Genomic DNA, 13,001 nt, shown 5'->3' with positions numbered 1-13,001 from the left:
ATGCGAGAAATGGCTCAGGAAAAAAAGGGATTCAGCCACGACCTGATCGAGCGGAACACGCTTCTTCTGATCGTGCTCGTGCTGATCACCGTGTCGATCGGCGGTCTGGTCCAGATCGTCCCGCTCTTCACCATCGAATCGACCATCGAGAAGGTGGAGGGGGTCCGTCCCTACTCGCCGCTCGAACTGGCCGGGCAGAACATCTACTACCGTGAAGGCTGCTACAACTGCCACAGCCAGCAGATCCGTCCGTTCCGTGACGAGGTCGAGCGTTATGGCCACTACTCGCTGGCTGCGGAGTCGATGTACGACCATCCGTTCCAGTGGGGCTCCAAGCGCACGGGTCCGGACCTGGCCCGCGTCGGCGGCAAGTACTCCAACGACTGGCAGGTCGCCCATCTGGTGAACCCGCGCGCTGTCGTGCCGGAATCCATCATGCCGGGCTATGCCTGGATGAAGGACCGTCCGCTGAGCTACGGCGACATCGGCGATCACCTGAAGGCGCTGAAGATCGTCGGCGTTCCCTACACCGACGAGCAGATCGCCAACGCCAAGGCCGACCTGGAAGCGCAGAAGAACCCGGACGGCGACACCGCCGCCCTGGCCAAGCGCTATCCGAAGGCCGTGGTCGCGAACTTCACCGGCAACAAGACCGTCACCGAAATGGACGCTCTCGTCGCCTACCTGCAGGTGCTGGGCACCATGGTGGACTTCACCAAGTACCAGTCGCCGAAGCAGCTGCAGCAGTAATCGGGGGAGGAATCCATGGACTTGGATTCGATCACGGTGATGCTTCGGTCCTTCTGGACGGTGTGGTTGATGCTGCTGCTGACGGGCATCCTGGTTTACGCCATGTGGCCCGGCAACCGCCGCACCTTCGACGACGCCGCCCAGATCCCGCTCAAGGATGATGGTCAGGAGCTTTAGACCATGGCACAGAATTACAAGGACGAGCTGTCCGGCGTCGAGACCACCGGCCACGAGTGGGATGGACTGCGCGAACTGAACAACCCGCTGCCCAAGTGGTGGCTGTACCTCTTCTACGTCTGCATCGCCTGGTCGCTGGTGTACTACGTGTTCTACCCGGCCTGGCCGCTGGGCAAGACCTACACGAAGGGCATCCTCGGCTATTCGCAGCGTGAAGAACTCGATACCAGGATGGCGGAGGCGAAGGCCGGCCAGGCCAAGTTCCTGACCGCCATCGCCGCCAAGTCGGTCGACGAAATCCAGAAGGACAAGGACCTGCTGGGCTTCGCCATGGCCGGCGGCCGGTCCTACTTCAACGAGAACTGCGCCGCCTGCCACGGCGCCGGCGGCCAGGGTGCCAAGGGCTTCCCGACGCTGGCCGACGACGTGTGGCTGTGGGGCGGCTCCTCGGCCGACATCTACAAGACCATCCAGCACGGCATCCGCTCGGATGACGGCGACACCCGTGGCGTGCCGAACGTCGGCATGACCGCCTTCGGCAAGGACGGCATCCTGAACCGCGACCAGATCGACCAGGTCACGGACTATGTGCTGTCGCTGAACGGCAAGACCGCCGATGCGGGCAAGGTCGCCAAGGGCAAGACCGTCTATGACGAGAACTGCGCCGCCTGCCACGGCGACGCGGGCCAGGGTTCGGTCGCTGCCGGTCTCGACGGCATCGGCGCTCCTCCGCTTCGCCAAGCCAACTGGCTCTACGGCGGCGACAAGGCCACGCTGATGGACACGGTGACCAACGGCCGTGCCGGCATGATGCCGGCCTGGTCCAAGCGTCTGGACGATGCGACGATCAAGTCGCTGGCGGTCTACGTCCACAACCTGGGCGGCGGCAAGTAAGCCGATCCCGATCCGGGAACACGTTCGGAACCGACCGGGAGGGCGTCGGGGAGTTCGCTCCCCGGCGCCCTTTTCCTATGGGAAACGGCCTGCCGGCTGGCGGTTCCGTGAACTTCCTGTCATTTGATCCAGCGCAATGTACCTGCGGCAATCGGTCGCCATAGTGCCCCGACCGGCCACCGGAATTTGCCGACCAGAAGCCGCCGACCAGTCGAAGGGCAGCCAGCGACCATGACCATCAGCACGACCACCGGAAACCGCCCCACCGCTCCGAAGCGTGTCAAGCCGCCGCGCCAGAAGGGATGGTACATCCCCTGGATCTTCGTCGGCCTCTTCATGATCGTTCTGTCGGTGAACGCGATCATGGTCCATTTCGCCATGTCGAGCTGGACCGGCGTGCAGACCGAGAACCACTTCATCAAGGGCATCAGCTACAACAAGGATCTCGCCGGCGCCCGCGCCCAGGCCGAACGCGGCTGGCAGGTGCAGGCGGAATTCACCAGCACCGAGCCCCGCAAGGCCCTGGTCGCCATCACCGCCCGCGACAAGGAAGGCCGCGTCCTGAAGGATGCCGGCGTCACCGTGTCGATGATCCGTCCGACCACCGTCGGCCACGACAAGACGCTGACCCTGCCGTATCTGGGAGAAGGCCGTTACGGCGCTCCGGTGGAACTGGACCTGGAAGGCCAGTGGGACATGCGCTTCGTCATCACCCACTCCACCGGCGACTACCAGGACCAGAAGCGCGTCTGGGTGCAGTGAGCTTTGAAGGGGCCGATCGGCAGCGATTGCCGGGCCGGGATCATCGGGGTGATGTGAGATGAGCGTCTGCCTCCATTGCGGACAGGAACTGGGCGAGCAAGCCGCCGCTTCAAACTCCAACTCCGCCACGACGGCCACCGACGGGGTCGGCCCCTTCTGCTGCACCGGCTGCGCCGCCGCCTACGATCTCGTCCGCGGCCTGGGGCTGGAGCGCTACTACGAGCGTCGCAGCGTCGATCCCACCGCGCGCCCGCTGCGCCCCGACGACGCCCCGACGGTGGATTACGAACCGCATGCGCGCGAGGACTCCGACGGCACCCGCAGCCTGCACCTGATGGTCGACGGCATGCAGTGCGCGGCCTGCGTCTGGCTGATCGAATCGGCGCTCAGCCGCCAGCCGGGCGTCGGCCACGCCCGCATGAACATGACCACGCGCCGGCTGACGGTGCGCTGGGACCCCAAGGTCACCGATGCCAACACGGTGGTCGGCACCGTCGCCCAACTGGGCTATCGCGCCGTGCCCTTCGATCCGGACCGGCTGGGCGGCGCCCAGGCGAGGAGCGAGAAGGAGCTTCTGCGCGCCATGGCCGTCGCGGGCTTCGCCATGGGCAACGTCATGCTGCTGTCGGTGTCGGTCTGGGCCGGCCACAGCCAGGGCATGGGCACCGCCACCCGCGACCTGATGCACTGGATCTCGGCGCTGATCTGCATGCCGGCCATCGCCTATGCGCTGCGTCCCTTCGCGCGCTCGGCGCTGTCGGCCCTGCGCCATGGCCGCACCAACATGGACGTGCCGATCACCATCGGTGTCCTGCTCGCCACCGGCATGAGCCTGTTCGAGACGATCCACAGCGGCGACCATGCCTATTTCGACGGCGGCGTCATGCTGCTGTTCTTCCTGCTGGTCGGGCGCTATCTCGACCAGCGGGCGCGCGGCCGGGCGCGCTCGGCCGCGGAACAGCTGCTGGGCCTGCGCGCCAACGCCGTCACCATCCTGCGCGAGGACGGCACCAGCGCCGTCGTTCCGCCGGAACAGGTCACCAGCGGAACCACCATCCTGGTCGCGGCGGGCGAACGCATCCCGGTGGACGGTCGGGTGTCCGACGGCATCTCCGACCTCGACACCGGCCTGATCACCGGCGAGACGGTGCCAGGCACCGCACGGCCGGGCGACCAGGTCTTCGCCGGAACGCTGAACCTGACCGCGCCGCTGCGCCTGACCGTCACCGCGGTGGGGGAGGGCACGCTGCTGGCCGAGATCGTCCGGCTGATGGAGGTGGCGGAGCAGGGCCGCGCCAAATATGTCGCCATCGCCGACCGGGTGTCGCGCCTCTACGCTCCGGTGGTGCATCTGGCGGCGTTGAGCACCTTCGCCGCCTGGATGCTGCTGGGCGGGGCGATGTGGCAGGACGCGCTGATGAACGCCATCGCCGTGCTGATCATCACCTGTCCCTGCGCGCTGGCGCTGGCGGTGCCGGTCGTGCAGGTGATCGCCAGCGGCCGCCTGATGCGCCAGGGCACCCTGTTGAAGAGCCCGACCGCTCTGGAACGGCTGGCCAGCATCGACACGGTGGTGTTCGACAAGACCGGAACCCTGACCGAAGGACGCCCGGTGCCGCAGCTGGACGGGCTGGCGGCGGAGGATCTGGCGCTGGCGGCCTCGATGGCCGCGGCCAGCCGGCATCCGCTGGCCCGCGCGCTCGCAGCCGCCGCGCCGCAGGTGCCGGTCGCCGCGGGCGTGCGCGAGGTCGCCGGTGCCGGCCTGTCGCTGGACACCCACGATGGGGAGGTCCGGCTCGGCAGCCGCCGTTTCACCGGCGCGCCGCTGGAGGCGGAGGACGCCGCCGGTCCGGAGCTGTGGCTCGCCCGTCCGGGCGAGGAGCCGCGGCGAATCGTGTTCCTCGACGCTCCGCGGCCGGACGCCGTGGCCGTGGTGGCGGCGCTGAAGGCCCGCGGGCTGGAGGTGCGGCTGCTGTCGGGCGACCGCCGTGGCGCTGTTGCGGCGGTGGCGGAGCGGCTGGGCATCGCCGACTGGCGGGCCGAGCAGACGCCTGCCGACAAGACCGCCGTGCTGGCGGAACTGGCCGCCGAGGGACGCACCGTCCTGATGGTGGGCGATGGGCTGAACGACGCCCCGGCGCTGGCGGCGGCGGCGGTGTCGATGTCGCCCTCCACCGCGGTGGACGTCAGCCAGACCACGGCGGACGTGGTGTTCCAGGGTCGCCTGCTGCGCCCGATCGTCGAGACTGTGGAGGTCGCCCGCCGGTCCGGCCGTCTGGTCCGGCAGAATTTCGGCATCGCGCTGGTGTATAACCTCTGCGCCGTGCCGCTCGCGATGGGCGGCATGCTGACGCCGCTGCTGGCGGCGCTCGCCATGTCGTCGTCGTCGCTGATCGTCATTCTCAACGCGCTGCGGCTGGCCCGCGGTGCCGTCGTCAAGGATGTTCCCGTCCAGGATATGACTGTGCGGGATCTGCCGGGTAAGGATTCGGGTGATGGACGAGCTTCTCTATCTGATCGCGATCGCACTCAGCCTGGGCGGTCTGGGGCTGGCGGCCTTTCTGTGGGCGCTGAAGTCCGGCCAGTTTGACGATCTCGACGGCGCGGCGCACCGCGTCCTGTTCGACGACGACCTGCCGGCGGCTCCCCGGTCGGGGACCGAGCCGGCCGCCACGGAGGCTGTCCGGAGGCAATAGTGCCAAAGCCCGTATGGGCAAAGAAAAGGTTGTATGCGTGCGAGGTTGCGATTCTCAGCGATTGCCACCAATATGAGCCCATGCGGAATGAAAGGCTGGGTTCGTCCATGCCACCTTTTGATACGGTTCGTGCTCGGGAAAAGAGCGCTGCGACGGAAATGAATCCCTGCGGGGCCTGTCCCGTGCGCAGCCTGACGGTTTGCGCCGCGCTGGAACCGGAGGAGCTGCGCCGTCTTGCCGACATTCTGCAGAATGTGCGCATCGATGCCGGCCACACCCTGTTCGCCGAAGGCGACGCGGCCGACGCGCTCTACAACGTCACCTCCGGTACGGTGAAGCTGTACAAGCTGCTGCCGGACGGGCGCCGCCAGATCACCGGCTTCCTGGTGACCGGCGACTTCCTGGGGCTGGCCGTCAACGACAGCTATGCGTACACCGCGGAGACCGTCACCAGCGCCTCGCTTTGCCGCTTCCCGCGCAAGAAGATCGACGCGCTGCTGGAGGAATTCCCCAAGATGCAGCGGCGCCTGTTCTCCATGGCGTCGAACGAACTGGCCGCCGCTCAGGACCAGATGCTCCTGCTGGGCCGCAAGACCGCGAAGGAGAAGATCTGCTCCTTCCTGCTGATGCTGTCCCAGCGCGCCGCCCGCCGCGGCCACAAGGAAAACCCGGTCTTCGTGCCGATGAGCCGCGCCGACATCGCCGACTATCTGGGCCTGACCACCGAGACGGTCAGCCGCACCTTCACCCAGCTGAAGACCGCGGGCGTCATCTCGCTGCAGGAAGGCAACAAGGTCCTGATCGCGGACATCGACGCGATGTACGATCTGGCCGAAGGGGCGTGACGCAGGCCGTCACGCCTTAGTTTCCGAACCACACTGCGTCATCTCAAATTACCGTTGTATCCGGAGCGGTGATCGTTGCCGGAGTCCGGCTGCCCTTACTCCCGCCGCACCGGCCGCAACTCGAACTGCAGCCACACCAGCATCGACACCACCAGGATCGCGCCTGCCTGATGGGCGGCGGCGACGGGGATCCACACCACGGTCAGCAGGGTGGCGATGCCCAGCGCGATCTGCAGCAGGATCATGGCGGCCGACGCCACCGCGGCGCGGCTGGCACGGCCGGGCAGGCGGGTGCGCAGTACGCGAACGGCCAGGACCAGGACCACGACGCCGGTCAGGATCGCCAGCGTGCGGTGGATCAGCTGCAATGCCGCGGTGTTCTCGAACGGGTTGAGCCACCAGGGGGTCAGCGTGTTCACCTCCGGCGGAATCCAGTGGCCGGCCATCAGCGGGAAGGTGTTGTAGGCGAGGCCGGCATCCGACCCGGCGACGAAGGCGCCCCAGACGATGGTGACGGCGACCAGCCCCAGCGCCCAGCCGGTGTGGCGGCGCAGGCCGGCGGCTTCCGGACGCCATCCCGCCAGCGGCAGCGGGTCGAGCAGCCCCAGCGCGGTGCGCAGCAGCAGGGCGTAGATCAGGATCGCGGTGCCGAGATGCAGGGCCAGCCGGTAATGGCTGACGTTCGGCGCATCGACCAGCCCGCTCTTCACCATGAACCAGCCGATGCCGCCCTGAAGTCCGCCCAGCAGGAACAGACCCGCCAGCTTCGGCCACAGTTCGGGCGAGATGCGGCCCTGCATCCAGAAGCGCAGGAAGGGGATGAGGAAGACGAACCCGATCAGCTGGCCCCACAGCCGGTGGAACCACTCCCACCAGAAGATCGACTGGAACCCCGCCAGATCCATGTGGCTGTTGTAGATGCGGAATTCGGGAGTCTGCTTGTAGAGGTCGAAGACCCGGTTCCACTCCGCCTCCGACAAGGGCGGCAGGATGCCGATCAGCGGTTTCCATTCCACCATCGACAATCCCGATTCGGTCAGCCGGGTGATGGCGCCGATCACGGCCATGGCCAGCACCATGGCGGCGCAGACCAGAAGCCAGGCGGCAATCGGCCGATCGGCGTTCGGGCGGGCGGAGGAGGCGAGGCTGTCGGAGGCAAGGGCGGTCACGGCGGTATTCCGGAGCACGGCGGTGGGATGTTCGCCAATGTGGTGCGAACATCCCGCTCCGTCAAACGCCTCTTGTCCCGTATGGATCGGACGGTGCCCGCTCAGGCGGTGCCGTCGGCCGTGGCGATGCCGCCCTGGGCCTGGGCGGTCTGGCTCTGGAACAGCGCCGCCTCCGCCGCACGGCGGGCGACGAGGCCCGGCAGCTGGCTCGGCTTGCCGTTCACCGTGGCGTAGACCCAACGGCCGAACTGGCCTGCGGCCCCGGCATAGTCGCCGGCGTTCAGCAGCTTCAGCAGGGTCGAGCTTTGCAGGCTGCCAGCCCCCAAATTGAAGACGAAGGAGGACAGGGCGCCCCGCTGGTCATCGTTGAGGGATACCTTCACCAACGCGTCGACGCGGCCGGCGGCGTCCGTCAGGTCGGAGGCGAGGAAGCTGTCGGCCTGATCGGCGGTGATGGTCTGGCCCATCTTCACGCCGGCCGTGTGGCCGTAGCCGATGGTGGGGACGCCCGCCGGGCAGAGATAGGCTTTGAGATAGAGACCTTCGAAATGCTTCACGAGGTCGACCGCGGCTTGGCAGACCGGCTGGGTGGTCATGATTGAAAACTCCCGCTTCGCGCGCCGGGCGGATGGCATCCGCCCTCAACGGAGGCGATCCTAGGCGAAATACCCGTGATACGGGAAGAGCAGATTTAAAATTGCCGCAATCAGTTACGGGGGCGAGGCGTTAGGCTCAGGGCGCCAGAGTGTGGGCAGCGCCGAACAGCACGAACAGGGCGAACAGGAGCGCGAACAGTCCGGCGATGGTCGTGAATTCCAGCAGCGCCTCCACCAGCCTGCCCTCGCGATCCTGCCGGGTCGGAGGCTTGCAAGTCGGCTGTCCGATGGCCGGACGGGCGTCGGTGCGGTCCGCCGCTCCGTTCGCCACCTTGCCCGCCACCTTGCCCGCCACGTCGTCTGCCACCTTGTCCGACATGCTGCCGACGGCATCACGATCGCCCCAGCCTTCTTTCCAGGACTTTGTCCTGCGCTCCGCCATCATTGCGCCCTCCGCACTCTGTCGCCGCCGGTATTTGCTAAAATTTTAGCGATCCGGGTGAGCGGGCGCTGTGACGGCTGTCACAGGGGCGCGGAAGGCGTGATGCCGGGGGCCGCCGTCGACGCCTGGAAGGACGTCGACATGGAGCCCGGACGGGCATCAACGGATATGGAAATCCACGGCGGCGTGACGCAGATCGCCGGGGGTGATCAGGGGCTGGGTCGCCAGCCGCACCGAATGCAGCTTGCCGTCGAGGTTGCTTTGCCAAAAATCGAGGAAGCGCCGCAGGACGGGATACTCCGGCGCCTGATCCAGATCCTGCCACAGATAGCACTGCAGAAGGCCGGGATGGTCCGGCATGTGATAGAGGATCTCGGCCGTGGTCAGGCGGAAATCACGGAGTTGGAGGACGAGATTGGCCATGCGCGGTCTCCCATGCGGTCGGCTGATCGGTCGGGGATGTGCGGTGTCCGGTTCCTCTCATGCGATCCCGGCGGCGGTGCGCCGGTACCGGGACGGTCGGGTCTTCATGTGACCCTTTGAAGAAATCTTGCCCGGCGCCGCTTCCTCTCGCAAGACAGAAAATCGTTTTCGACCAATGTGTTAGCAGCATGAGGCGACGAGTGCTGCCGGCATTTGCGCCAAATTCCGAAACGAGCCTCTTGAATCCCCAAACTGCTTCGATTAGCTGTCTGGCACTCGCCGGGTGGGAGTGCTAACAGCCGCCGCCCGCGCCAATTCACGTCAGTCAGAACCAAGCCTTGATCCAAGGAGGCATTCCATGAAGTTCCGCCCGCTGCACGACCGCGTCGTCGTCAAGCGTCTGGAGTCCGACACCAAGACCAAGGGTGGGATCATCATCCCCGACACGGCCAAGGAAAAGCCGCAGGAAGGCGAGATCATCGCCGTCGGCCCCGGCGCCCGTGACGAGGCCGGCAAGGTCGTGGCGCTGGACGTCAAGGCCGGCGACCGTATCCTGTTCGGCAAGTGGTCGGGCACGGAAGTGAAGATCGAAGGCGTCGATTACCTGATCATGAAGGAATCGGACATCATGGGCGTCATCGAGGCCTAAGTCCTCCGCCCGTATCCTTCGAAATTTACAAGTTAAAGGAATCGAGACATGGCTGCCAAAGACGTCAAGTTCGGCCCCACCGCGCGCGAAAAGCTGCTGCGTGGCGTTGACATCCTCGCCGACGCCGTGAAGGTCACGCTGGGCCCGAAGGGCCGCAACGTCGTGATCGAGAAGTCCTTCGGCGCTCCGCGCATCACCAAGGACGGTGTGTCGGTCGCCAAGGAAATCGAACTGTCGGACAAGTTCGAGAACATGGGCGCCCAGATGGTCCGCGAGGTCGCCTCGAAGACCAACGATCTGGCCGGTGACGGCACCACCACCGCCACCGTTCTGGCCCAGGCCATCGTCCGCGAAGGCGTGACGAAGGTCGCCGCCGGCCTGAACCCGATGGACCTGAAGCGCGGCATCGACATCGCCGTCGCCGCCGTCGTCGCCGACATCCAGGCCCGCGCCAAGAAGGTCACGACCAACGACGAGATCGCCCAGGTCGGCACCATCTCCGCCAACGGCGAAGCCGAGATCGGCAAGATGATCGCCCAGGCGATGGAGCGCGTCGGCAACGAGGGCGTCATCACGGTGGAAGAGGCCAAGAGCCTGGACACCGAGCTGGACGTCGTCGAGGGCATGCAGTTCGACCGCGGCTACCTGTCGCCGTACTTCATCACCAACGCCGACAAGATGATCGCGGACCTCGAAAACCCGTTCATCCTGCTGCACGAGAAGAAGCTGTCGGGCCTCCAGCCGCTGCTGCCGGTCCTCGAGGCCGTCGTCCAGTCGTCGCGTCCGCTGCTGATCATCGCCGAGGACATCGAGGGCGAGGCCCTGGCCACCCTGGTCGTCAACAAGCTGCGCGGCGGCCTGAAGATCGCCGCCGTCAAGGCCCCGGGCTTCGGTGATCGCCGCAAGGCGATGCTGGAGGACATGGCCATCCTGACCGGCGGCCAGGTCATCTCGGAAGATCTCGGCATCAAGCTCGAGAACGTCACGCTCGACATGCTGGGCACCGCCAAGAAGGTCGTGATCTCCAAGGAGACCACCACGATCGTCGACGGCGCCGGCGAGAAGGCCGACATCGAAGCCCGTTGCGGCCAGATCCGCGCCCAGGCCGAGGAGACCACCTCGGACTACGACCGCGAGAAGCTGCAGGAGCGTCTGGCCAAGCTGGCCGGCGGCGTCGCGGTCATCCGCGTCGGCGGTGCCACCGAGGTCGAGGTGAAGGAGCGCAAGGATCGCGTTGACGACGCGATGCATGCCACCCGCGCCGCGGTGGAAGAGGGTGTGGTCGCCGGTGGCGGTTCCGCTCTGCTGTACGCCGGCAAGGCGCTGGACAAGCTGGTCCCGGTCAATGACGAGCAGCGCGTCGGCATCGACATCATCCGCCGCGCCCTGCAGGCCCCGGTCCGTCAGATCGCCTACAACGCGGGCACCGACGGTTCGATCGTGGTCGGCAAGCTGCTGGACCAGAACGACGCCAACTTCGGCTACGACGCCCAGAAGGGTGAGTTCACCGATCTGGTCGCCGCCGGCATCATCGACCCGGTGAAGGTGGTCCGCACCGCCCTGCAGGATGCGGCCTCGATCGCCGGCCTGCTGATCACCACCGAGGCGATGATCGCCGAGAAGCCGGAGAAGAAGGCTGCTCCGGGCGGCATGCCGGGTGGCATGGGCGGCATGGACGACATGGGCTTCTAATCAGCCCGCAGTCCGTCTATTTGCCGACCGTTCCGCGGTTCGGGAAAGGGGCGCCTCCGCAAGGGGGCGTCCTTTTTCTTTTGGGGCTGGGGATGCGCCGGAGATGCGCCGGGGATAGGTTGGCCGGTTGCAGCCACCCTTCGCCATCCGGAAAAGTCAAGGCGAAGTCCGCCTTGCTTTGGCGCGGGCGCCTCCCAATAATCGGCCCCTCTCGCCGGGCGCCCCAATGCGGGGCGCCGGCCTCTGACTTCCGTATTTTTCAACGAGGGCCTGTTCCATGCGCTCCTTCGAGGGCCAGCATTCCGACAACGTCGCCATCAAGCGCACCCGCGAGCAGAAGCAGCGCCAGCTGGTTCAGCTCAAGGAGCAGCTGGCGACGCTGAAAGCCCACGCGGCCCCCGCCATCCGTGAAGCGCTGGTCAAGCGCATCGCCGAACTCGACGCCGAACTGCGCCAGCCTGCCAAGCCTCCGCGGGAGGGCCGCGAGGGCCGCGAGGACGCGCCGCGTCCCCCCCGCCGCGAATCGCGCCCCAGCGTCTTCCGCGCCGAAGACGGCGGCGACCGCAACGCCGCGGTGTCCGCATCCAGCGTCTTCGCCTCGCCCCGCCGCCGCAGCTGAGGACGCACAGCGCCATGCCTGCCGATCGCACCGCTCCCGTCAAAGGATCCCGTCTCGCCGATCAGGCCTGGCTGCTGATGATGCTGCCGCCCCTGTTCTGGGCAGGCAACGCGGTCCTGGGGCGTGCGGTCGCCGGGGCCGTGCCGCCCATCGGGCTGGCCTTCTGGCGCTGGTGCCTGGGCGTGCTGATCGTGCTGCCCTTCGCCTGGCCGCACCTGCGCCACGACATCACGCCGATCCTGGCGCGGTGGAAGAGCGTGCTGCTGCTGGGCACGCTGGGCATCGGCATCTACAACACCTTTCAATACATCGCGCTGAACACGACGACCGCGCTGAACTGCGTGATGCTGCAGTCGTCGATGCCCGTGATGATCGTCCTGATGAGCCTCGTCCTGTTCCGCGACCGGATCGGGGCAATGCAGGGGCTGGGCATCGCCGTCTCGCTGGTCGGTGCGATGACGCTGATCTCCCATGGCGATCCGGCGACGCTGCTGGGCCTGGAACTGAACGCGGGCGATGTCTGGATGCTGGCGGCGGTGGTGATCTATGCCGCCTACACCACGCTGCTGCGCCGCCGGCCGGCGATCCATGGCCTCAGCTTCGTCGTCGTCACCTTCGCCATCGGTGCCGTGGAACTGCTGCCCTTCTACATCTGGGAAAGCCTGAGCGGGCATCCGGTGCAGGCGAGCGGCATCACGCTGCTGGCGGTCGGCTATACCGTGCTGTTCCCGTCCATCGCCGCCTATCTCTGCTTCAACCGGGCGGTGGAACTGCTCGGCCCCAACACGGCGGGCCTCGCCATCCATCTGGTGCCCGTCTTCGGCAGCCTGCTGGCCATCCTGTTCCTGGGCGAGCAGCCGCATCTCTATCACGGGATCGGCATAGCCCTGATCGCCGCCGGCATCGTCCTGGCGACTCGCCGCCGCGTCTGACGGATTTCCAGATTATTTCCAGCGGCGGGTAACTTTCCTCATCTCGCATCGAAACGATGTTGTTTGAGAGTTATTCTCGCTCGCAGGGCAGCATCTGGCCCGCAGTATTCTTCAATAAGCTCTTTGGGTTGCCTGAATTTTAGCGAATTTATTCTTCGAATTCGCCGATTGGTTTTGCGGTATGTCGGGGGATAGCGTTCCGATCGGGCGTGTCGAGCGGATGTTCGCGTGTATACTATCCCCGATATCCTTTTAGACACATCCGCTATCCTTCGCGCCAGCGGCGGTCAATAAGGGATGACCGCTAAAATGCAGGTCATGGCGGCGGTTCGCAGATCGATCGGTCGCCATGAGG

At 66.4% G+C, this 13,001-nt stretch carries 15 protein-coding genes; 11 read left to right on the top strand and 4 right to left on the bottom strand.

Features of this window, described 5'->3' with window-relative positions:
- Positions 1-9: 9 nt before the first annotated feature.
- The 7 genes from ccoO (at position 10) to ACWPKK_RS11020 (ending at position 6,124) form a co-directional block, all read left to right on the top strand.
- Positions 10-750, top strand: a complete 741-nt coding sequence (gene ccoO, locus ACWPKK_RS11050; protein WP_324868781.1) for a cytochrome-c oxidase, cbb3-type subunit II — start codon at positions 10-12, stop codon at positions 748-750.
- A gap of 15 nt (positions 751-765) precedes the next feature.
- Positions 766-927, top strand: a complete 162-nt coding sequence (locus tag ACWPKK_RS11045; RefSeq protein ID WP_012972963.1) for a cbb3-type cytochrome c oxidase subunit 3 — start codon at positions 766-768, stop codon at positions 925-927.
- A gap of 3 nt (positions 928-930) precedes the next feature.
- Complete coding sequence (ccoP, locus tag ACWPKK_RS11040) at positions 931-1,821, top strand: cytochrome-c oxidase, cbb3-type subunit III (protein WP_324868777.1); 891 nt, start codon at positions 931-933, stop codon at positions 1,819-1,821.
- 231 nt (positions 1,822-2,052) lie between these two features.
- Positions 2,053-2,583, top strand: coding sequence for a FixH family protein (locus ACWPKK_RS11035; protein WP_194909864.1), 531 nt, complete (start codon positions 2,053-2,055; stop codon positions 2,581-2,583).
- Positions 2,584-2,641: 58 nt separating this feature from the next.
- On the top strand, positions 2,642-5,173 hold the full coding sequence (locus ACWPKK_RS11030; RefSeq protein ID WP_452003745.1) for a heavy metal translocating P-type ATPase: 2,532 nt from the start codon (positions 2,642-2,644) through the stop codon (positions 5,171-5,173).
- Positions 5,079-5,279 (top strand): cbb3-type cytochrome oxidase assembly protein CcoS, encoded by a 201-nt coding sequence (gene ccoS, locus ACWPKK_RS11025; protein WP_452003742.1) that lies wholly within the window; start codon positions 5,079-5,081, stop codon positions 5,277-5,279. The genes ACWPKK_RS11030 and ccoS overlap by 95 nt, the downstream gene beginning before the upstream one ends.
- Positions 5,280-5,437: 158 nt before the next feature.
- Positions 5,438-6,124 (top strand): Crp/Fnr family transcriptional regulator, encoded by a 687-nt coding sequence (locus ACWPKK_RS11020; protein ID WP_149223987.1) that lies wholly within the window; start codon positions 5,438-5,440, stop codon positions 6,122-6,124.
- Positions 6,125-6,219: 95 nt separating this feature from the next.
- On the opposite strand, the gene ACWPKK_RS11015 is transcribed toward ACWPKK_RS11020, so the two are convergent.
- The 4 genes from ACWPKK_RS11015 to ACWPKK_RS11000 form a co-directional block, all read right to left on the bottom strand.
- The gene (locus ACWPKK_RS11015; RefSeq protein WP_452003739.1) at positions 6,220-7,293 is read right to left on the bottom strand and encodes a COX15/CtaA family protein; all 1,074 of its coding nucleotides are present in this window, start codon (positions 7,291-7,293) and stop codon (positions 6,220-6,222) included.
- A 101-nt stretch (positions 7,294-7,394) separates the two neighbouring features.
- Complete coding sequence (locus ACWPKK_RS11010; RefSeq protein ID WP_452003736.1) at positions 7,395-7,889, bottom strand: lysozyme; 495 nt, start codon at positions 7,887-7,889, stop codon at positions 7,395-7,397.
- 136 nt (positions 7,890-8,025) lie between these two features.
- Positions 8,026-8,334 (bottom strand): hypothetical protein, encoded by a 309-nt coding sequence (locus ACWPKK_RS11005; protein WP_452003733.1) that lies wholly within the window; start codon positions 8,332-8,334, stop codon positions 8,026-8,028.
- A gap of 156 nt (positions 8,335-8,490) precedes the next feature.
- Positions 8,491-8,754: an usg protein gene (locus tag ACWPKK_RS11000; RefSeq protein ID WP_452003730.1), complete on the bottom strand. Its 264-nt coding sequence runs from the start codon at positions 8,752-8,754 to the stop codon at positions 8,491-8,493.
- A 358-nt stretch (positions 8,755-9,112) separates the two neighbouring features.
- Between ACWPKK_RS11000 and groES the strand changes: the two genes are divergently transcribed.
- The 4 genes from groES (at position 9,113) to ACWPKK_RS10980 (ending at position 12,646) form a co-directional block, all read left to right on the top strand.
- Positions 9,113-9,403: a co-chaperone GroES gene (groES, locus tag ACWPKK_RS10995; protein ID WP_014248860.1), complete on the top strand. Its 291-nt coding sequence runs from the start codon at positions 9,113-9,115 to the stop codon at positions 9,401-9,403.
- A 48-nt stretch (positions 9,404-9,451) separates the two neighbouring features.
- Positions 9,452-11,095: a chaperonin GroEL gene (gene groL / locus ACWPKK_RS10990; RefSeq protein WP_014248859.1), complete on the top strand. Its 1,644-nt coding sequence runs from the start codon at positions 9,452-9,454 to the stop codon at positions 11,093-11,095.
- A 277-nt stretch (positions 11,096-11,372) separates the two neighbouring features.
- Positions 11,373-11,714: a hypothetical protein gene (locus tag ACWPKK_RS10985; RefSeq protein WP_324868950.1), complete on the top strand. Its 342-nt coding sequence runs from the start codon at positions 11,373-11,375 to the stop codon at positions 11,712-11,714.
- 14 nt (positions 11,715-11,728) lie between these two features.
- Complete coding sequence (locus ACWPKK_RS10980; RefSeq protein WP_194909856.1) at positions 11,729-12,646, top strand: DMT family transporter; 918 nt, start codon at positions 11,729-11,731, stop codon at positions 12,644-12,646.
- The last annotated feature ends 355 nt before the right edge of the window (positions 12,647-13,001 follow it).

It is taken from the genome of Azospirillum largimobile (assembly GCF_977007025.2).
This window is presented reverse-complemented; position numbering and strand designations above follow the sequence as displayed.